Annotated in this window: 14 protein-coding genes and 2 rRNA genes (1 of these 16 running past the window's edge); 12 read left to right on the top strand and 4 right to left on the bottom strand. The window is 43.6% G+C overall.

Features of this window, described 5'->3' with window-relative positions; genetic code table 11:
- A 23S ribosomal RNA gene (locus PNC201_RS06910) occupies positions 1-2,275 on the top strand (it extends 610 nt beyond the left edge of the window).
- A gap of 189 nt (positions 2,276-2,464) precedes the next feature.
- Positions 2,465-2,578: ribosomal RNA gene (gene rrf, locus PNC201_RS06915) — 5S ribosomal RNA — on the top strand.
- Between the two features lie 244 nt (positions 2,579-2,822).
- On the opposite strand, the gene PNC201_RS06920 is transcribed toward rrf, so the two are convergent.
- The gene (locus tag PNC201_RS06920; protein WP_102056587.1) at positions 2,823-4,361 is read right to left on the bottom strand and encodes an adenylyltransferase/cytidyltransferase family protein; all 1,539 of its coding nucleotides are present in this window, start codon (positions 4,359-4,361) and stop codon (positions 2,823-2,825) included.
- Between the two features lie 193 nt (positions 4,362-4,554).
- On the opposite strand from PNC201_RS06920, the gene PNC201_RS06925 reads away from it, so the two are divergent.
- Positions 4,555-5,574, top strand: a complete 1,020-nt coding sequence (locus PNC201_RS06925) for a tetratricopeptide repeat protein (RefSeq protein ID WP_199539688.1) — start codon at positions 4,555-4,557, stop codon at positions 5,572-5,574.
- A gap of 139 nt (positions 5,575-5,713) precedes the next feature.
- Here the strand turns inward: PNC201_RS06925 and PNC201_RS06930 are convergent, their stop codons facing one another.
- Both PNC201_RS06930 and PNC201_RS06935 read right to left on the bottom strand, forming a co-directional pair.
- The gene (locus PNC201_RS06930; RefSeq protein ID WP_102056588.1) at positions 5,714-6,493 is read right to left on the bottom strand and encodes a nucleoside-binding protein; all 780 of its coding nucleotides are present in this window, start codon (positions 6,491-6,493) and stop codon (positions 5,714-5,716) included.
- Positions 6,494-6,566: 73 nt separating this feature from the next.
- A complete protein-coding gene (locus PNC201_RS06935) occupies positions 6,567-7,880 on the bottom strand; it encodes a Na+/H+ antiporter NhaC family protein (protein ID WP_102056589.1) in 1,314 nt (437 codons plus the stop codon).
- Positions 7,881-8,313: 433 nt separating this feature from the next.
- On the opposite strand from PNC201_RS06935, the gene dapB reads away from it, so the two are divergent.
- The 8 genes from dapB to PNC201_RS06975 all read left to right on the top strand — a co-directional run bounded on the left by dapB (position 8,314) and on the right by PNC201_RS06975 (position 19,647).
- Positions 8,314-9,117 carry a 4-hydroxy-tetrahydrodipicolinate reductase gene (dapB, locus tag PNC201_RS06940; protein WP_010604027.1) on the top strand — a complete coding sequence of 268 codons (804 nt, stop codon included), beginning with the start codon at positions 8,314-8,316 and terminating at the stop codon, positions 9,115-9,117.
- A 206-nt stretch (positions 9,118-9,323) separates the two neighbouring features.
- Positions 9,324-10,460: a glutamine-hydrolyzing carbamoyl-phosphate synthase small subunit gene (carA, locus tag PNC201_RS06945; RefSeq protein WP_045962293.1), complete on the top strand. Its 1,137-nt coding sequence runs from the start codon at positions 9,324-9,326 to the stop codon at positions 10,458-10,460.
- 16 nt (positions 10,461-10,476) lie between these two features.
- Positions 10,477-13,695, top strand: a complete 3,219-nt coding sequence (gene carB / locus PNC201_RS06950) for a carbamoyl-phosphate synthase large subunit (RefSeq protein WP_102056590.1) — start codon at positions 10,477-10,479, stop codon at positions 13,693-13,695.
- A 46-nt stretch (positions 13,696-13,741) separates the two neighbouring features.
- Complete coding sequence (gene greA, locus PNC201_RS06955; RefSeq protein WP_010377973.1) at positions 13,742-14,218, top strand: transcription elongation factor GreA; 477 nt, start codon at positions 13,742-13,744, stop codon at positions 14,216-14,218.
- A gap of 169 nt (positions 14,219-14,387) precedes the next feature.
- Positions 14,388-14,984 carry a hypothetical protein gene (locus PNC201_RS06960; protein ID WP_102056591.1) on the top strand — a complete coding sequence of 199 codons (597 nt, stop codon included), beginning with the start codon at positions 14,388-14,390 and terminating at the stop codon, positions 14,982-14,984.
- A gap of 358 nt (positions 14,985-15,342) precedes the next feature.
- Complete coding sequence (locus PNC201_RS06965; protein ID WP_010604031.1) at positions 15,343-15,618, top strand: hypothetical protein; 276 nt, start codon at positions 15,343-15,345, stop codon at positions 15,616-15,618.
- 251 nt (positions 15,619-15,869) lie between these two features.
- Positions 15,870-18,668 (top strand): collagenase, encoded by a 2,799-nt coding sequence (locus tag PNC201_RS06970; RefSeq protein ID WP_102056592.1) that lies wholly within the window; start codon positions 15,870-15,872, stop codon positions 18,666-18,668.
- A 226-nt stretch (positions 18,669-18,894) separates the two neighbouring features.
- Positions 18,895-19,647 carry a substrate-binding periplasmic protein gene (locus PNC201_RS06975; protein ID WP_102056593.1) on the top strand — a complete coding sequence of 251 codons (753 nt, stop codon included), beginning with the start codon at positions 18,895-18,897 and terminating at the stop codon, positions 19,645-19,647.
- An 80-nt stretch (positions 19,648-19,727) separates the two neighbouring features.
- Here PNC201_RS06975 and PNC201_RS06980 read toward each other — a convergent pair whose 3' ends face one another.
- The gene (locus tag PNC201_RS06980) at positions 19,728-20,168 is read right to left on the bottom strand and encodes a VOC family protein (protein ID WP_010604034.1); all 441 of its coding nucleotides are present in this window, start codon (positions 20,166-20,168) and stop codon (positions 19,728-19,730) included.
- Positions 20,169-20,350: 182 nt separating this feature from the next.
- Here PNC201_RS06980 and PNC201_RS06985 point away from each other — a divergent pair, with 182 nt between their 5' ends.
- Positions 20,351-21,520: a sensor domain-containing diguanylate cyclase gene (locus PNC201_RS06985; protein ID WP_102056594.1), complete on the top strand. Its 1,170-nt coding sequence runs from the start codon at positions 20,351-20,353 to the stop codon at positions 21,518-21,520.
- Positions 21,521-21,560: the final 40 nt, after the last annotated feature.

Genomic DNA, 21,560 nt, shown 5'->3' on the forward strand with positions numbered 1-21,560 from the left:
GTAGCGAAAGCGAGTCTTAACTGGGCGCTTAAGTTGCAGGGTATAGACCCGAAACCCGGTGATCTAGCCATGGGCAGGTTGAAGGTTGAGTAACATCAACTGGAGGACCGAACCCACTAACGTTGAAAAGTTAGGGGATGACCTGTGGCTAGGAGTGAAAGGCTAATCAAACCGGGAGATAGCTGGTTCTCCCCGAAATCTATTTAGGTAGAGCCTCGGACGAATACTTACGGGGGTAGAGCACTGTTAAGGCTAGGGGGTCATCCCGACTTACCAACCCTTTGCAAACTCCGAATACCGTAAAGTAATATCCGGGAGACACACGGCGGGTGCTAACGTCCGTCGTGGAGAGGGAAACAACCCAGACCGTCAGCTAAGGTCCCAAAGTGTATGTTAAGTGGGAAACGATGTGGGAAGGCTAAAACAGCTAGGAGGTTGGCTTAGAAGCAGCCACCCTTTAAAGAAAGCGTAATAGCTCACTAGTCGAGTCGGCCTGCGCGGAAGATGTAACGGGGCTAAACATACCACCGAAGCTACGGCTGCGTACGTAAGTATGCGGGGTAGGGGAGCGTTCTGTAAGTGGCTGAAGGTGTGCCGGGAGGCATGCTGGACATATCAGAAGTGCGAATGCTGACATGAGTAACGACAAGAGGAGTGAAAAACTCCTCCGCCGGAAGACCAAGGGTTCCTATCCCATGTTAATCAGGGTAGGGTGAGTCGACCCCTAAGGCGAGGCTGAAGAGCGTAGTCGATGGGAAACGGGTTAATATTCCCGTACTCGGTATGAATGCGATGGGGGGACGGAGCAGGCTAGGCAAGCATGGCGTTGGTTGTCCATGTGAAAGGCTGTAGGCTGGTGACTTAGGAAAATCCGGGTTGCCAAGGCTGAGAGTCGAGACGAGCCACTAAGGTGGTGAAGTTGTTGATGCCCTACTTCCAGGAAAAGCCTCTAAGCTTCAGTTCATACTGAATCGTACCCTAAACCGACACAGGTGGTCAGGTAGAGAATACTAAGGCGCTTGAGAGAACTCGGGTGAAGGAACTAGGCAAAATTGTACCGTAACTTCGGGAGAAGGTACGCTCTTGTTTGTGAAGGACTTGCTCTGTAAGCAAACGAGAGCCGCAGTGACCAGGTGGCTGGGACTGTTTATTAAAAACACAGCACTGTGCAAAATCGTAAGATGACGTATACGGTGTGACACCTGCCCGGTGCCGGAAGGTTAATTGATGGGGTTAGCTTAGGCGAAGCTCTTGATCGAAGCCCCGGTAAACGGCGGCCGTAACTATAACGGTCCTAAGGTAGCGAAATTCCTTGTCGGGTAAGTTCCGACCTGCACGAATGGTGTAACCATGGCCACGCTGTCTCCACCCGAGACTCAGTGAAATTGAAATCGCAGTGAAGATGCTGTGTACCCGCGGCTAGACGGAAAGACCCCGTGAACCTTTACTACAGCTTGGCACTGAACATTGACCCTACATGTGTAGGATAGGTGGGAGGCTTTGAAGCAGGAACGCTAGTTTCTGTGGAGCCGACCTTGAAATACCACCCTTGTAGTGTTGATGTTCTAACTTAGGCCCCTGAATCGGGGTTGAGGACAGTGCCTGGTGGGTAGTTTGACTGGGGCGGTCTCCTCCCAAAGAGTAACGGAGGAGCACGAAGGTTTGCTAAGTACGGTCGGACATCGTACGGTTAGTGTAATGGTAGAAGCAAGCTTAACTGCGAGACAGACACGTCGAGCAGGTACGAAAGTAGGTCATAGTGATCCGGTGGTTCTGAATGGAAGGGCCATCGCTCAACGGATAAAAGGTACTCCGGGGATAACAGGCTGATACCGCCCAAGAGTTCATATCGACGGCGGTGTTTGGCACCTCGATGTCGGCTCATCACATCCTGGGGCTGAAGTCGGTCCCAAGGGTATGGCTGTTCGCCATTTAAAGTGGTACGCGAGCTGGGTTTAGAACGTCGTGAGACAGTTCGGTCCCTATCTGCCGTGGGCGTTTGAGAATTGAGAGGGGCTGCTCCTAGTACGAGAGGACCGGAGTGGACGAACCACTGGTGTTCGGGTTGTGATGCCAATTGCATTGCCCGGTAGCTACGTTCGGAACTGATAACCGCTGAAAGCATCTAAGCGGGAAGCAGGCCTCGAGATGAGTTCTCACTTTGACTTAGAGTCAACTGAAGGGCCGTTGAAGACTACAACGTTGATAGGCGAGATGTGGAAGTGCTGTGAGGCATTAAGCTAACTCGTACTAATTACCCGAGAGGCTTAACCATACAACGCCAAAGTGGTTTATAAGCGACAGAAGTTAATAGACTAAAGTAGACAAAGAATTTAATAGCTTTTTCCAGATTTAAGAATTAAACAAGGTGACCAACCTAAGCGGTATCGCGAAATTGGTTCACCTTGCGAAAATGGAATGCTCGTGCGAGGCACGATGTCATTAGACATTTGCACCCAGTTTTCCTGGTGACTATAGCGTTTTGGACCCACCTGACCCCATGCCGAACTCAGAAGTGAAACAAAACAGCGTCGATGATAGTGTGGATTACCCATGTGAAAGTAGAACATCGCCAGGGCCAAATAGAGAAACCCGTTGCAGTAATGCAGCGGGTTTTTTGCTGTTTGGGGTATAGAAATTTGAGATATAAAGCCTCGCAAGCCAATCAACACATCGCGAGGTGAACTCGCTCCTACCGCAGTATCAGCACAGTGCAACATGGGGGGAGGCGGTTTACCCGCCGATGGCTTGAAATGAAGTTCCGGCAAAAAACATGTACATTAAAACCAGTTTCAACACTCGCTCCCAGCAGATACACAGCGTTAACTCTCATTGAAGTTTTGTATTCTTTCTTTAATTTGAGTGCTAGAAATTCCTTGGGTATAAGGGATATAAACAACCTGAATATTTTGTGGTGCTAAAGCGGCTTCCAATGCCTGCCAGCGGGGCGTGTGTTGCCATTCATCACCGCAGATCACAAGGTTTACTCTTTGTTGTGCGATCCAGTGCGCTGCTCGCTCAGTATCAGCCATTGGTGCACCGACTAAAACCGCTTTATCTACGCATGCTAATGACTTAATAATACTTAAGCGCTCGTCTTGATCCATTATTGGCGGTCGTCCCTTACTTTTTAACGCAAAAGCATCCGGTGCGACCCCAACAACTAAGTAGTCTCCGTGTGATTTCGCTAACGACAAATACGTTAGGTGACCAGGGTGAAGCAGATCAAAAAAACCAAGCGCTAAAACACGGCACGGTTGTTGTGATTTCATCTGCTTTTGTACGAACTGCATAAGATTTTTTAAAAGACCGTCATGAGGTTTGAACGTTAATAGCACCTTAATCATGGCATGCATTTTTTTGAAGTTGCCTTTTTTCCACTCAGTGTAGAGGTGAGAGTAGGCATAACAGTAATATAAGTAGGAATCTTGCATAATATTCGGGGCGCAAACGATGGTATCAAAATTTGCGTCAGGTATTTTCCAATCCAGCCCATATAATGCTTGTAAGATTTGCTCTGGATACTGGGGATAACAAATTTCTCCAGCAGGTGAGCTGATGCTCACAACTTGAATAGCAGAGAAACGCGTCACTCTATTCCAAGTAAAAGGTACGTCTTGCATCCATAAACCTGATATTGTGTCTCCAGTGCTTTGCTCTGTGGCATAACCGCAAAGGTCAAGCACTAAGCCTGATTGGTGGCGAAAACATCGAGGGTTTATAAGTCCATAGGATTGCGCTTCTTCCTGCCAGCCAAGATGCTGTAAATGTTCGATTACGCTTTCCATGTGAGACCAGTCGATACCAATATCAACATCTTTATCATTTTCTAAGAGTTGACCTTCACGCTCTAACCCAAGCAAAGTACCAGCCGTAGGAAAAGCATAAAATCCCGCCTTTTTTAAGGATGACAATGTTTGTAGTAATAGGTGTAATGCGTTTTCAGGAGCTAGTTTAGTTGAGCTCGCGCTTTCATGTATTGGTACTTCGGATGATTGAACTGCTGCAATGTTTGTCAGTGCGTCATGCTGCAAGCGCCACCCTAGCGCTTGATAGAAGGTTTGAGCTGCGAGTGGTAGTTGTCTGTTTTGTTGATAACTGCGAGCGAGAATATAATAGCTATCTGGTACATCTGGGTGTTTATGCAGCAGTGCTTCAAGCTGTTCAATCCATTCACTCCCGGCTTGTCTACGCTGTGCCAATTGTGCGAGATATAAAATAACCTGCTGAGTAGGCTGTTGTTGATATAGTTGCTGAAATGCTTGCTCTGCTGCTTGGTCTTGGCCCGAAATAAAATACTCGATAGCCTGTGTCATCTTTTTATTAAGCTGTGACTGTGTAATTACTGTGTCTTTCTGCATCGATTAAATACCTTGTTGTGCTGCTTTTAGTTTTTGTAGTCACAGAGTCCATGTTTTGATAACCCACTTTAATGGATTTGATGTGTTTAATGTGAAGTCGCTAGCAATTTTATACTGCTGCACGCTCAGGCATTTTGCCAACCAGCGGAAGCTTCACTATGATTACTTTAAATCAGGAAATCGGAGAGCGAAAGTGCTACCAATTTTAATTATAGTTTCTTCTCTGACAGTACTCGCCCCTGATGAATTGTTTAAGACATTGCAGGTTATTCAAGATTTAAACATCTCTAACCCAACACAAGCAACTCGAGTATATGAAGCAGCGTTACCCAAACTTCCAGAACAGCCCTCTAAAGGTCTCTATGAGTTACATCGCGCCGGTTTAGAAGCTGCAATTAAAACAAACGATACGGTCAGAATTCGTGAAATAGTAGCGCTATTTTCCGACAATACTGAGTGGCTTGCGTATTTGCAGTCCGAAAAGGGGCAAATTGCAAATTACCTCGCGATTTATTATCGCCGGATCGGTAAGCCTGCGCTTGCGCAAAAAAACTATGAATGTGCACTTAAGTACTCAACTCACGAGCAAAGGCCACTTATCGTTAATAATCTTGCCGTTTTATATCGAACAACAGGGCAGTTAGAAGAAGCAATCAATATTTTAGCGCCGACATTGTCTGAGGTGAAGGATGAACAACTGGAAGCGGCACTTAACAATAACTTAGCTAATGTTTATTTTGATATGAGTAAGTATCAGCATGCTGCAAGACTATATAGGCAAGCTTTCCTCTATCATCAAAAAGCAGAGCAAGCATACGAAGCGAGTTATACAGGGTTAAATTTATTAAATGTTTACCTGCTTGCCAATCAGTGGAAAAACTATAGGCGCTATATAAATACAGTGAAAACTCAGCTAAGTGCGGTAGAGGATAAAGAATTATCTATTGTGTTTACTTGGCAGGAGCTAATTTTTCAAAAAAGTAGAAATGGTATACAGCCAAAAGCAGATCAAGTAGAGTTTCTTATTTCGACTTTACCCATATTGCTCCAAAGTGATTACGGCAGCAATATGGAGAAATATGTTTATACATTACAGCTCCCAGAGTTGATTGCATCTTATAATGCGCTGTTATCTGAGCAGCAAAAAGTGGCCGCCAGTGTATCGACGAATTCGTCGCTATTGGAAGTTGCGCTATCTTGGTGTGAGCACTAATCCATCACAAAAAACTATTACCACAACACTGCTCTTTATACTTTGAATGGTAGATGTATCAGTTGGGAGCTGATAAATAATGGGTACCTTTGACTCAACCATCACAGAGTAAAATCAAAGGTCAAAAGCGAGTTCAGAGTTAGAAAGTCCACGCTAGGTGTAGCTGGGGAACAGATTCATTGGTATCTGTGCCAAGTTTGTTACGCCAATATTGCCATTCAACACCTAACATTAACTGGTTGTCAGGCATACCTATCGCGTTGCCTAGATCCCATTGTAGAATTGGCTGCGCGAGCAACCAGCCTTTTACGTCATTACCCAACTCGTTCTCTCGCTTGCCAATATATTCTACGTGACCTGTGAGATAGAACTTTTGCTCGCCAATTGTAAAGGGGTAACCCCATGCGAGATCTATCATCCAACTATCACTTTCTTTAGGCGCACCGCCATGACTAATACCTTGGCTATCGTCTTGATAAAGTGTGAATGTAGAAGAGAAAAAATTGAACCCGTCAAAATTCCAATTTACTTTGACACCAGGCAAGTATTTCATCACCTTAGCGTCTCCGGCTGCATTGAAACCCATGGTTAAGCTAACGTCAGCTATGGCGTCGAAAGAAGACTTAAAGCCAGCAACCTTTGACATCGACAAGCTTGAATACCACTCTCCATAAAAGTCACCATCTTGGTAACCATCACGAAGGTTATCTTTGCTGTAATCGATAAAGAAGAAATTATCGCCGTAGCGATATCCAGACGCATGTTGTAATGAGTAAACCGTTGCCGTTGCTTCGCTTCTGGTAAACGGGTTTTTGAAATCACCGTGGTTTATATGTAGTTGTGTTGTACTCCAATCAGCAGCATAACCAAATGTGCTAAAAGCGAGTGAGGAGGAAATGATGAGCGTGTTGATTTTCATTTATTAATTCGGATAGCGTTAAAAATGAAAGTATAACAAAAGCGCCCAAAGTTGGGCGCGTAAACCGAATAAATTATGCTTTATTTCTTCTCAGGCAGATAACGGTAATGGCGGTGAAAGCCAAAATGAAACAGTAATAAGAAGAGCTAGATACGTCCCAAGGGCTGATTTTAAACGTGGCCCCGAGTAACAGTGCTTGTGCACCATAGGGTAAAGAGCCTTGCATAACACAAGCAAAAATATCTAATAAGCTTGCCGAACGCTTAGCTGAGATCTTTCCATCTTCAGCCAGTTTTTTAGCAACAGGGCCTGCAACTATGATACTTACCGTGTTATTTGCGATACACAAGTTACTTGTTAGCACGAGTGCAGCAATGCCGAGTTGATCAGCAACTTGACGGTGCCATTTCGCGATAATGCTGGTAATTTTTTGGATCTGTTTGGCTAAAAAATCTAGGCCGCCATTGATACGAATAAATTCAGATAAACCACCAATGAACATCGACAGCAAGAAAATCTCCTGCATATCACTAAAGCCTTTATAGATATCGTTTAAGAACGCAGCGCCTTGATAGTCACCGGCAAAACCCATACAGCCAGCAAAAACGATACCACTAAAGAGCACAACAAAAACATTGATACCAATCACCGCCAAGACCAAAATAAATGCGTATGGTAAAACTAATAACCAATCAAACGGCTTGGTTTCTACAATCTGCGGCTCTGGTGTTAAAAACACCAAGAGTAAAACAGTCAGCAGTGCAGCTGGTAGGGCTATTTTTAGATTCTCTCTAAATTTATCTTTCATTTCACAGCCTTGCGTTCGCGTTGCTGCAATTGTGGTATCAGAAATAATGGATAAGTTATCGCCAAACATTGCGCCCGAAACGATGGTACCAGCCATAAGTGCTGGATCAATTCCGGTTTTCATCGCGACGGCAACAGCAATAGGTCCAATTGCACCAATTGTGCCCATGGAGGTTCCCATTGCGGTAGAGACGACAGCAGAAATAAGGAACAAGCCGGGTAATAAAAATGCCGGAGGAATAAGTGATAAACCGGCGTTAACCACAGCGTCAACACCGCCAGTGGCACTTGCAACCGCAGAAAAAGCACCTGCTAATAAATAGATGAGGCACATGGTGATAATATTGCTGTGTCCTGCGCCTTGAATAAAAGTTTCGACGCTGCGGTTGATGGTATCTTTATTAAGTAAAAAAGCGAGAACGATGGCTGGTAAAATCGCAACAGGAGCCTTTAATTGATAAAACGCATAGTCAACGCCTTGCGATTGCAAATACAATCCTGCGCCAAGAAAAATTCCTACAAAGGTCAACAGCGGCAATAATGATAGTTTTGCCTTTGTTTGATTGTAATTTGGTTGCATAGCACTCCCCAACAATAAAGCACAGCCAATAGCCAGCTGTAAAACCGCACAACACACCTAATACCAATGTATTAATTCTCCAACCAATTTGAAGGGTGAGTTAGCATATTAGCGTCGTTAAAAATTTCTCATTTAGAACAACTAAATAGCAAAATTTTTGCCTAGCTACTAAAGCTATTTCTCCGCTTCAAAATAGCCCATTTACTTAATGCAATTGGTATAAGATGAAAATCTCTCAACTTCAATAGGTGAGCGAGCGCGGCAGTTTATATGTTTAGACGTCTAAAGTCTAATGTTTTATTATTTTCAACTTAACTGACTATGACACACAGATACGGTAAACTCTACTCCCGCAAAAACACATTTCTATTATCCGGTTAGCCATCGTTGCTGCCTTGTGGATAATCAACATCGCAAATAAAAAGGGTAACGTATGACAAGAATAGGTATTTACGGTGCGAATGGCAGAATGGGGTTAGCATTGATTGAAGCCTGTTATTTGTCGCAACAAGTAGAGCTGGCCAACGCTTTTGTACGAGATAATTCACAATATCTTGATAAAGCAGTTAATCAATTGCAGCCTCAAGCAGACGCAAATATCTGTTTTAGCTCCGAGCAAAGTAAGCTTGAAAATGTTGACGTATTAATAGACTTCACTTTGCCAGAGGGCATGAAGCAGCATTTATCAGCTGCAATTGCCGCTAAAAAACCGATGGTGATCGGTACGACTGGACTGACAGCAAGTGAAATGGCGCTGTTGGTGGAGGCCGCAAAAGATATCCCAATTGTGTTTTCTCGCAACTATAGCGTTGGCATTAACCTGCTACTAAACTTAGTACAAACAGCCGCACAAAAGCTGGCTGACGACATGGATATTGAAATTTTCGAAGCGCACCATCGCAACAAAATCGACGCGCCCTCAGGTACTGCGCTCGCTATCGGAGAGGCGATTGCAGAAGCAAAAGGCTGGCAACATGATGAGGTTGCGGTTTACGACAGAAGTCAGAGCCATGAAGCGAAATCTCAACAAGAAATCGGTTATTCGGTCCTTAGAGCGGGAGATATAGTAGGTGAACATACAGCTTACTTCTCGACAATGGGGGAAAGGCTTGAATTAACACATAAAGCAGCGTCGAGATTGACCTTTGCATCAGGTGCTGTAAGGGCTGCGCAGTGGCTAAAAGATAAACCAGCAGGCCTTTATGATATGCAAGATGTGCTAGATTTAAAGAAGTAAGTATAACATTTTGAGGCTTTAAAGCAAAAAAAGAGTTTAATGGCTTATTTTTATAATTTTTGTGATTTGTATTAGACGAAAAGGCATTCATGCTGTAGACTATAACGAATTTGCCAAAATTTTAATAACTGCGTGTTACCAAGCGCTTTGTAGACGGGATGTTGAGCGTTTTGCTTTCGCCCGTTTTTTACTATTAGGAGGTTAACTTGACTAAATCCGCTCTGTTAGTCCTTGAAGACGGCACGGTGTTTCGCGGTACTGCTATCGGTGCTGACGGTATGTCAGTCGGTGAGGTGGTATTCAATACGTCAATGACGGGGTATCAAGAGATCTTAACGGATCCTTCATACGCGGAACAAATCGTTACGCTTACTTACCCACATATCGGCAACACCGGTACTAACAGCGAAGATGAGGAAGCGGACAAGATCTGGGCAAAAGGCCTAGTGATCCGTGACTTACCACTGCTTGCGAGTAATTTCCGTAACGAACAATCATTGAGTGATTACTTGAAAGAACGCAATATCTTAGGGATCGCAGATATTGATACTCGTAAACTAACTCGAATTTTACGTGATAAAGGCGCCCAAAATGGCTGTATTATCGCAGGTGAGGAAGTAGACGAGCAAAAAGCGCTAGAAGCGGCGCAAGCATTCCCTGGCTTGAAAGGGATGGATTTAGCAAAAGTAGTAACAACAGAATCTCAGTTTGAATGGCGTGAATCAAGCTGGACTCTAGGCGAGGGCTTTAAAACGCTTTCTGCTGAAGAAGAAAAATTCCATGTTGTTGCGTACGATTTTGGTGTGAAAAAGAACATTCTTAGAATGTTAGTTGATAGAGGCTGTAAGTTAACCGTTGTTCCAGCAGAAACCTCCGCTGCTGACGTACTTGCATTAAACCCTGATGGTATCTTCCTATCAAATGGCCCTGGCGACCCTGAGCCATGTACTTATGCCATTGAAGCAATCAAAGCATTTTTAGAAACAGATACACCTATTTTTGGTATTTGTTTAGGCCATCAGTTATTAGCACTCGCTTCTGGTGCGAAAACAGTAAAAATGAAGTTTGGTCACCATGGTGGTAACCACCCGGTTAAAGACTTAGATCGTGATGTCGTGATGATCACTGCACAAAACCACGGTTTTGCTGCTGATGAAGCAACGCTTCCTGATACGCTACGTGCAACGCACAAGTCACTGTTCGATGGCACACTGCAAGGTATTCACCGTACTGATAAGCCAGCGTTTAGCTTCCAAGGTCACCCTGAAGCAAGTCCTGGTCCACATGATGCGGCACCGCTATTCGACCATTTCATTGAATTAATGCAATCTCGCAACGCTTAATTAGACCGGAGTAATAATGCCAAAACGTACCGACATAAAAAGCATTCTGATTTTGGGCGCAGGCCCAATCGTTATCGGCCAAGCATGTGAATTCGATTACTCTGGTGCTCAGGCCTGTAAAGCGCTTAGAGAAGAAGGCTATAGAGTTATTCTTGTAAACTCTAACCCAGCGACTATCATGACTGATCCTGAAATGGCGGATGCAACTTACATCGAGCCTATTCACTGGGAAGTGGTAGAAAAGATCATCGAAAAAGAAAAGCCTGATGCGGTGCTGCCTACTATGGGTGGCCAAACAGCTCTTAACTGTGCGCTAGACCTAGATAAGCACGGTGTGCTTGCTAAACATGGCGTTGAGCTAATTGGTGCGACTGCAGATGCAATCGATAAAGCGGAAAACCGCGAGCGTTTTGACGCGGCGATGAAAAATATTGGCTTAGAATGTCCTCGTGCTGAAATTGCACACTCAATGGATGAAGCGCACGATATCTTAACTCGTATCGGGTTCCCATGTATTATTCGTCCTTCATTCACGATGGGCGGCACCGGTGGTGGTGTTGCGTATAACATGGAAGAGTTTGACGAGATTTGTACTCGTGGTCTTGACCTATCACCAACAAATGAGCTGCTTATCGATGAAAGCCTATTAGGCTGGAAAGAATATGAGATGGAAGTGGTTCGTGATAAAAACGACAACTGTATCATCGTATGTTCAATCGAAAACTTCGATCCAATGGGCGTACACACTGGTGACTCAATCACAGTTGCACCAGCACAAACGCTAACTGATAAAGAATATCAAATCATGCGTAACGCCTCGATGGCGGTACTTCGTGAAATTGGTGTTGAAACTGGTGGTTCAAACGTTCAGTTTGGTGTCAATCCTGTTGATGGCCGTATGGTTATCATCGAGATGAACCCGCGTGTATCGCGTTCTTCTGCACTTGCGTCAAAAGCAACGGGATTCCCGATCGCTAAAATCGCAGCCAAGCTTGCCGTAGGTTATACGCTTGATGAGCTTCAAAACGACATCACAGGTGGTGCAACTCCAGCATCATTTGAGCCGTCAATCGACTACGTAGTGACTAAGATCCCTCGTTTTAACTTCGAAAAATTCGCAGGTTCAAACGACCGTCTAACTACGCAAATGAAGTCGGTTGGTGAGGTAATGGCAATTGGTCGTAACCAACAAGAATCATTACAAAAAGCACTACGAGGCCTAGAAGTGGGTGCAACGGGTCTGAACCCAATCGTTGCACTAGACGCGCCAAACGCAAAAGAAACGATCATCCGTGAATTACGCGAGCCAGGTGCTGAGCGTATTTGGTACATTGCTGATGCGATGCGTCACGGTATGTCTGTTGAAGAGGTATTTGAACTCACTAAAGTTGACCCTTGGTACCTAGTGCAAATCGAAGACATCTTAAAAGATGAAGCGACAATCGCTGAAGTGGGCATGGCAGGTCTAAACAAAGACTTCCTGCGCCGCTTGAAGCGTAAAGGTTTCTCAGATGCTCGCATTGCCGAAATCGCAGGCGTATCAGAAAAAGAAATTCGCAAGAAGCGTCACCAGCTTGAAATTCTGCCTGTTTACAAGCGCGTAGACACATGTGCTGCAGAGTTTAGCTCAGACACCGCTTACATGTACTCAACGTATGATGAAGAATGTGAAGCGAATCCTTCTGACAAAGACAAAATCATGGTTATCGGTGGCGGTCCTAACCGTATCGGTCAAGGTATCGAATTCGATTACTGCTGTGTACACGCAGCCCTTGCTATGCGTGAAGATGGCTATGAAACTATCATGGTTAACTGTAACCCAGAGACGGTTTCAACAGACTACGATACGTCTGATCGCTTATTCTTCGAGCCAATTACACTGGAAGACGTGCTAGAAATTGTCCGTGTTGAAAAGCCAAAAGGCGTGATCGTTCAGTATGGTGGTCAAACTCCACTTAAACTGGCACGAGATCTTGAAGCGAATGGTGTGCCAGTGATTGGTACTTCTCCTGATGCTATCGACCGCGCAGAAGACCGTGAGCGCTTCCAACAGCTTGTAGAGCGTCTAAACCTACTACAACCAGAAAACGCAACGGTAACCTCACTAGAAGAAGCGGTTGCTAAATCACAAGAAATTGGCTTCCCACTGGTTGTTCGTCCATCATACGTACTTGGTGGTCGTGCAATGGAAATCGTGTACGATGAAGACGACTTACGTCGCTACATGACAGAAGCGGTGTCTGTTTCTAATGAAGCCCCAGTACTACTTGACCGTTTCTTAGATGATGCAATTGAAGTAGACGTAGATGCTATCTGTGACGGTGAGAACGTTATCATCGGCGGTATTATGGAACACATCGAGCAGGCGGGTGTTCACTCGGGTGACTCGGCTTGTTCATTACCAGCACACACGCTGCCGCAAGATATTCAAGACGTGATGCGTAAGCAAGTCCGTGACATGGCGCTGGAGCTAGGTGTTGTTGGCCTGATGAATACCCAGTTCGCAGTGAAAGATGGTCAAGTTTACCTGATTGAAGTTAACCCGCGCGCTGCTCGTACAGTACCATTTGTTTCAAAAGCAACAGGCGTTGCACTTGCAAAGGTTGCTGCACGTTGTATGGTTGGCCAGTCTCTTGAAAGCCAAGGTGTAACGAAGGAAGTTATCCCTCCATATTACAGTGTAAAAGAAGTGGTATTGCCATTCGCTAAGTTCCCAGGTGTTGACCCAATGCGTGGTCCAGAGATGCGCTCGACGGGTGAAGTGATGGGGGTTGGTGAAAACTTCGCCGAAGCATTCGCAAAAGCCCAATTAGGTGCATCAAACACTTTACCACGTGGCGGTCGCGCGCTACTATCTGTGCGTAATGGTGATAAGGCACGCGTAGTTGGACTAGCTAAGACAATGAAAGCAATTGGTTTTGAGTTAGATGCAACGAATGGTACGGCGAAAGCGCTTGAAGAAGCGGGTATTGAAGTACGTCGCGTAAACAAAGTATTCGAAGGCCGTCCTCATATTCTTGACCGTATCAAGAATGGTGAGTACAGCTATATCGTTAATACTACCGAAGGTCGCCAAGCTATTGAGGACTCGAAGGTGTTACGTCGTGGTGCACTTCAGCATAAGACTAACTACACCACTACGCTAAATGCAGCGTTTGCAAACTGTACAGCAAATGAAGCTGACGACAGAAGTTCTGTAAACTCTGTTCAAGAACTACACCAGCGTTTGAACTAAAAAGAACAAAGCCAGAGCGTCAGCTCTGGCAATGAGTGAGATACTTATGCAATCAATTCCGATGACAGTACGAGGCGAAGAATTGCTTCGTGATGAACTGAATCATTTAAAAAAAGTTGTTCGCCCGAAAATCGTTGCAGATATTGCAGAAGCGCGTGAACACGGTGACTTAAAAGAAAACGCTGAATACCATGCTGCACGTGAGCAGCAAGGTTTTTGTGAAGGCCGAATTCAAGAAATTGAAGCTAAACTGTCAACAGCGCAAATCATCGACGTGACCAAAATGCAGAACAACGGCAAGGTTATTTTTGGTAGTACTGTGACTATTGTGAATGTAGATACAGACAAAGAAGTAACTTATCGTATCGTTGGTGACGACGAGGCCGATCTTAAGAACAACTTGATTTCTGTTAATTCACCGATTGCGCGTGGATTAATCGGTAAAGAACTAGATGATACAGTGAATATTCAAACGCCGAACGGCGCTGTTGAATATGAAATCATTGAAGTTGAATACAAGTAATCCTTTCTTTTAAAGCCCGCATCCGCGGGCTTTTTACTATAACAGTCTTAACTGCTTTTTATTTTTACTTTTTCTGCTGTAATGCAGTGTAATTGCCATTTTTCTAAATTCTTATAGCTTTGTTTGATGCCTGTATATTTTTTGGTACAAACAATTTGAGGAGAAAAGGATGTCATTTGAAGTCGATCAATTCAAAACAGAAGGGTTTGAATTGTTTATATCGAGTTGGAAATCTAAGTTGGCAGGCGCTGGCGCGCGGGACCTCTCCCTGAATCAACATTGTTTTTGGCGTATCATGCGTAGTCGCTGTGCGATTGACCTTAGTAAGCAGAGTGAGCTTTTGCAAGGTGTGAGCTTAGCAAGGTACGATACCTATCTTATTCTTACTGCTTTGTTGTATACCAATAGCTTATATGCAAGTTCTGATTTAATCATTGGCTATAATCTACCAGATCACTTCTTTACCAATAATAGTTCTGAAGCTCGACAAAACCTCTCTCGTGAGTTACTTGATTCGCTCAAGCTCACTCAGCCCTTGTTCTTAGTTGATGAATATTTTGAAAATTTTGAGTTCAATACGATTGCTTATGACAAGCTCAATGAGGCTAATCCCGTTTGGCACGATATAAGCAGCGAATTAGGCACTTTACCCAGCTTAGTAAATACCACCCGCTCAGAGCACCAGCTTTCCTTAAACCTATTACACTTTGTACCGAAGCTTTTCTCTGGTAAGCAGCTTGCCGAGCAAATAAATTATTTAACCTGAGCTTCGAATAATTAATGCCTTTCTAGCAGCTAGTTTTAGCGCTAACTGCGTTGAATTCACTGCCAATAGCCAGCTATTGGTGCGTAAATTCGCCTGGTTATCCCTAAAACTCTCTGGCTAGATTAGGAAATAATTTGATGTAGTTAAAAAACAATGAGTTGGCTCATTCCTTATCCAAACCTCAGGTTATTTAGCTGAGATAGCGTAGGGGTCATACACATCTGACATAGTTTGAAACGAATTTGATTTAGACTTTTAGTGCGAGCTTGTTACACTCGGATTGTTCCCAAAACCAATCAGGCACCGGTTCATAAATGATATTTGCGTATGAGCCGGTATCTTTATCAGGAGAATAACCATGAGTTTATTAAAAAGCGCATTGTTTAAGACGTTGAAAAATAAGTCTACTCAGCAAGTCGCTTCAGTGGTATTGGATAAGGCCATGAAGCAGGGAAAAGAATACCTAGATTCAAGAAACACCAGCTGTGGTAACGATACAGATGAGTTGCTGTTAGGGTTACAGCATTTATTAGCACAAAAACCAAATGACGGTGTTTATTCAATCACGCTATCCACTTATCGAGTGAGAGTAAAAATCACTTCTGGCGCTATTTCCCATATTGATAAGATCTAATTTATTCCACTCACTATAAATTTTTATTCCTTCTTTTCGTCAATTGGTTGGACTTTTAATCATAAAGATCAACCAATTGGGTGTATGTATAAGCTACGACCTTCCCTTTGCATATCCGTTTTTAAGATTATGATGGCTTTTCCGTCGAGCCACTATTCCATAAAGTTATATAAAATATATTGTATACATTGTAATTTTAGTGTTAAAAACCTATAACCCAATCGGGTTTGGATACACAACAGGAAAGGTAAATGATGAAAATTACAAAACTCACTTTGGCGTTATCAGCGCTTACAGCGATAAATTCAGCCAACGCACATCAAGAATCACAGCGACTCTTTAAGCCGCTCGATGCATCGGTTCAAGTGGAAACGAACATTTCCCATGGCCATGAGCACAAAGATTTGCATGATAGAGCACCCGTTGCACACTCACCAACAAGAAGCATGCCGCTGTTATCTTCTAAACACACGCCATTATTGCAAGCGCTGGCAGTGGGCCAAAGTGAAGCGATTGCTGCATGTGATTTAAATAGCTTAGCAAGTGCGAGCAGTAGCCAAATTGTTACTGAAATAAAGCAACAGGGTACGAGCTGTATCAATGCTTTGTTCTCCGCTGACAGCAGCATCCAAACACAAGTATTCACTTCAGATAAAATGTACGCTGCGGCGCAAAATGCCAAGTCGCTTTCGCAAAGCTATTCAGGCAACGGCAGTGCCGACCTCGAGGCGCTTTATTTATTTATTCGCGCTGGCTTTTATGTTGAGTTTTACAATGATCAGGTGACTTTCGCTACTTGGGTTAAGCCTGCGGTGAAAGATGCATTGGATGCTTTTGTTAGTAATAGCCATTTCTACGACGACAATGATGCTCATGGTAAAGTACTCGGTGAGGCTATTACTACAATGGATTCATCGGAACTACAAGGGCACTATCTGCCAGTTGTAAAAGCATGGCTATCTAAATGGAATGAAAGCTACGCTCAAAAGTGGAATATGCGCAGTGCGGTAAACGGCATTTTCACTATCTTATATCGTGGTCAGTGGAATGATAACTTTGTCGCTTTGATTAAAAACGATCAACAATTGGTGAGTTTACTAGGGAGTTTCACCGCACAAACTTGGATGGTAAATTCAGACTCTGAATATCTAATCATCAATGCTGCTAGCGAATTGGCTCGACTTAAATTATACAGTGGTGCAGCTATTCAAGAGTCAGTCGACACGCAATTAACCGCTTTATTCTCGCGTTATAACAGTTATGGTTTTGGCGATGGTGTCTGGTTAGCTGCGGCTGATGTCGCGACCTATTATGCTGATTGTGGCCAGTTTGGTATTTGTAATTTTGATAAAGAACTTGAGAGCAAAGTACTTTCTCAACAACATAGTTGTAGCGATACAATAAAGATTAGAGCACAAGCGCTCACCGCTCAGCAATTGACTTCAGCGTGTCAAACCATGGAAGCGGAAGAAGGACGATTCCACATCATGCTGGAAACTGGTCGCTTACCGGTTGCCGATGATAACAATGATTTTCTACAAGTGAATATCTTTAATAGCAGTGCAGACTATAAAAAATATGCCAAAGCCATTTTTAAAATCAGCACCGACAACGGTGGTATGTATTTAGAGGGTAATCCTAGCGATGTGAATAACGTTGCTAATTTTGTTGCATACGAGGCCAGTTATGCAAAGCCGGATCATTACATCTGGAACTTAGAGCATGAATACGTACATTATCTTGATGGGCGTTTTGATCTTTATGGTGACTTTAATGCTCCGACTAAGCCTATCGTCTGGTGGAGTGAAGGGGTGGCTGAGTACATTGCAAACCTCAATGATAATCAAGCCGCAATAGATACAATCAAAGATGGCTCAGTATATACGCTAGCCGAAATATTCAGCACGACGTATGACGGTTTTGATCAAGATAGAATTTACCGTTGGGGTTATTTAGGGGTGAGATTCCTGTATGAAAAACACTTTGATGAAGTGCTCGCAATGCGACAGGAAACGCGACAAGCAAATTGGAATGCGTACCAAGCCCGTATGGACCGCCTCGCATCACAGTATCAATCAGAGTTTGTTCAATGGTGCAACGAGCTTGCCGCTGGTGGTCAGAATAACGCACCAACTTCAGTGATTAATGGCCCATACTCTGGTGACGTTAATCAAGCGATACTATTTTCAAGCCAAGGTAGTATCGACCCTGATGGTGATGCACTCACTTACCTGTGGCGTTTTGGTGATGGCAGTCAAAGTAATGAAGCCAATCCTACGCACAGTTATGTGCAAGCAGGCGAGTATCAAATTAGCTTAACGGTGAGCGATTCTAGCGGTTTGAATCACACTAGTAATACAGTGGCTACTGTAAACGCAACGACTTCAAACAAACTACAGTCTGGCGTACCTGTCACGGTTGCGGGCGAGCAAGATGAACAAGTTGCATTTTCAATCGATGTCGCTGCTGGCACTGATAAATTAGTCATCAGCACGTCTGGAGGTACAGGTGATGCCGATCTTTACGTTAAGTTAGGCTCGACGCCAACGTTCAGCGAGTATGATTGCAGACCATATCAATCCGGTAACGAAGAGGTATGTGAAATCACTACACCTACCGCTGGCACCTATTACATTATGCTACATGGTTATAATCGCTTTGAAAGTGTGCAGTTGTTAGGGGAAATCGTAACAAATTCAACAATAGAGGACGTATGTCAGTCGCAGGGTAGTGTCTCTAATGGTAGATTAGCAGCGGATGAAACAATTTGCCTTGGAAGCCAAGAGCCGATGTGGTTTAGCCTTGAGAATGTAAGTGGTCAACAATCGGTGGTGATCAAAACAGCCCATGGTAGTGGTGATCTTGGGCTTGAATACAGCAATGCAGGATGGCCAAACGGCACTAATGTGGACGCAAGCTCGTTCAATCAAGGTAACCAAGAGTGCATTGAGATAAGTGCGCAATCTGAATATTGGGGATACTTGAAAGTGTCAGGCGCACCAACGGGGGCAGCGCTGAAGGTGTCTTATAATAAAGATGGTTGTCAGTAATTGCCTAATACTAAGGCAGAAATAATGGAAAGTAATTAAACGGGTGATACAGATCACAGTTATTACTTGTTCATAATTTGTTTTTGTTATATTTTTGTAAAATAAGGGGCCTTTGGTCCCTTTGCTCATTTAAAAACATGCAAAAGGAATTAACTGATGTGCCGAGAAGGAGCTAGGCTGTAGTTTTAGACTGTATTAAAAGTTTAGGTTAGACACGAGGCACTCAGTGTTAAAAAAGTACTTTATTGCCATTTCCACTTGGTTAATGGTAGCCTTTTCAGTGACAGCCGCTGAAACCCAAATTCTTTACGTATATCATCATAAGCCGCCCTATATTATTGATCTAGAAGCGCAAAAAGGTCTTTATTTTGATTTAGCCAAACTGATTAATGCCGTGCAAAAAGAGCTGCAGGTAGAAGTACGTTTTGTACCACGTAAACGCTTAGATAAGCAGCTCGAACAGCAAACGCTCAAAGGTTTTATTTTAGGGGTAAACCCAGCTTGGTTTGATGACCGCAAAAAACAAAAGTATTTGTGGAGCGGCCCGTTAATGTATGACACGGACGAATTCGTCTCGCATGTAGAGCAACCGTTTGAATATTATCACCCAAGCTCATTGTACGGTAATCAAGTTGGCGCTATTGCTGGGTACTACTACCGCCACTTAGATCAAGGAGTAGAGCAAGCCAATATCCAGCGAGTGAACGTAAATTCCGAAGAAGCTCTATTGGAGATGATCCTCAAAAGGCGGGTGAGTATTGCGATCGTCAGTCGCTCTACGACAGAATATCTTGTTGCTAAAAATGGTTGGAAGCGAGTGTTTCACTTTTCTCAAAATCCTCATGAAACTTATTTTAGAGCAATATTGGCGCCTAAAAATTCAGCATCGGATTTTGAGGCGCTACAACAGGTGTTAGATTCCAAGCCTTTCAAAAAGCAACTGGTGAAATTGCTTAAAAGCTACCATCTTGCTTATTGAAGTAAGGGGGAAGGAGCGGTAGTTATTCTGATTTCAGGTTAGATACATCGCTCCGGTGCTTTAGCGATTACCAGCAATTATTACCAACTACCCGTGTTTTCCATTGACTGCCAAGGCTCGGCTGGAGGCAATGCATCACCTTGTTGGAGTAATTCGATCGAAATGCCATCTGGAGATTTAACAAATGCCATGTGACCACAGCGCGGTGGTCGGTTGATCACCACACCGGCATCTTGCAGCTTTTGGCAAAGTGCATAAATGTTTTCTACGGCAAAGGCCAAGTGGCCAAAATTACGACCACCAGTGTATTCTTCCGGATCCCAGTTATAGGTAAGTTCGATAGTAGGAGAAAAGCTTTGCTGCGCCTGCTCAACTTGATCAGGGGCGGCGAGATAAATTAAACTAAAACGGCCTTGTTCACTGTCATAACGTTTCACTTCAACGAGACCCAAGAGGTCGCAATAAAACTTCATGGATTCATCAAGATCGCGTACACGTACCATAGTATGTAAGTATTTCATTATGTATTCCGTTTAGACTCTAGTCAGCAAATTTTAAAGTGTTACACATCAGATTGAAAGGTCAACAGACCTCAGGCATCCTGATGAGCGGATAAAAAAGTAATTGATTTCTGGTAATTTTTAGCACTGCTAGTTAAGCTTTTGTGAGATTGAGAATTAACGATTCAAAAGGGCGCTCAACGATGGCAGAACTTCCTGAAGTAATAGATAGCATGACAGATATCGTTTCGTGCTTAAACACCAGCGAATCTTTGGAGCACTTCTTGTTGAATGTGCACTGTATTGTGCAAAAAATTACTTACGCGGACAATTTCTATGTGGTTTTGCAAAGACAAGATGGCGAGTTTGAGTTTCCCTATTTCCATGATGTCAAAGACAGTATTTCGCTCGAGGAATTAAATAGCCTAACTAGCACAGAAATAGACAAAACGCTTACTAGTTATGCGCTGCGCTCTGACAGTGTAAAGAACTATTCTGAGCATGCTTTGATGGCACTGACCGAGAAAGGGGTTATTGAAATGTTAGGCAGTTTCCCCAAGCAATGGCTGTGCTTTCCGCTAATCAATCGCGACAAGCATTTAGGCGCGTTTGTGATCCAATCCTACCGTCGTAGCGATGAATATTCAGAAGCCATGGTGGATTTGTTGTATACCGTCAGTCATGTTATTGCCTCTGCGATGGATGCATTTGCAAACCAGCAAGCACTCATTGAAGCGAATACAGCGCTTAAAACACATGAGCTTGAATTGGAAGCAATGGTAGAAAAACGCACCCATGAACTTAGTGCGAGTTTAGAAGAATTAAGAACAGAGGTCGAAAAGCGCAAATCACTTCAAGAAAAGCTAGAGTTTGATGCCTACCACGATAACCTTACGCAATTGGCGAATCGAAAATACCTATTTAACGAGCTAAATAAAATGTCTGCTCGCTCGATGCGACAGCCAGTAAATGTGTATTTAGGGTATCTTGACTTAGATAACTTCAAGCCGATTAATGATAATCACGGCCATCATAGTGGTGACGAGGTTTTGGTACATGTAGCAAGACGTCTACAAGAAGCATTACGAGAGTATGACTTTGTTTGTCGTATTGGTGGAGATGAGTTTGTCTTTGTGATTAATGAAAAAATTGCCAGAGACTTGCTTGAAAGCTTAGCAAATCGCCTTTTGAGCGTGATAAATGAAGATATCTTGCTTACCAATGGTGAGTTGGTAAATGTCGGATGCAGCATCGGTATGGCGGTTTCTGAGGGCGTGGAATTCAGTGCGGAATCGTTATTAAAAGTTGCTGATCAAGCGCTTTATGAGTCGAAAGGAAAGGGTAAGAATCAGGTCTCATTTAGCTTCAAATAACACTGAATATAAGATTAATATTTTGTTATTTATCATGTTT

The organism is Pseudoalteromonas sp. NC201, from assembly GCF_002850255.1.
In the GTDB taxonomy this organism is placed as follows: Bacteria; Pseudomonadota; Gammaproteobacteria; order Enterobacterales; family Alteromonadaceae; genus Pseudoalteromonas.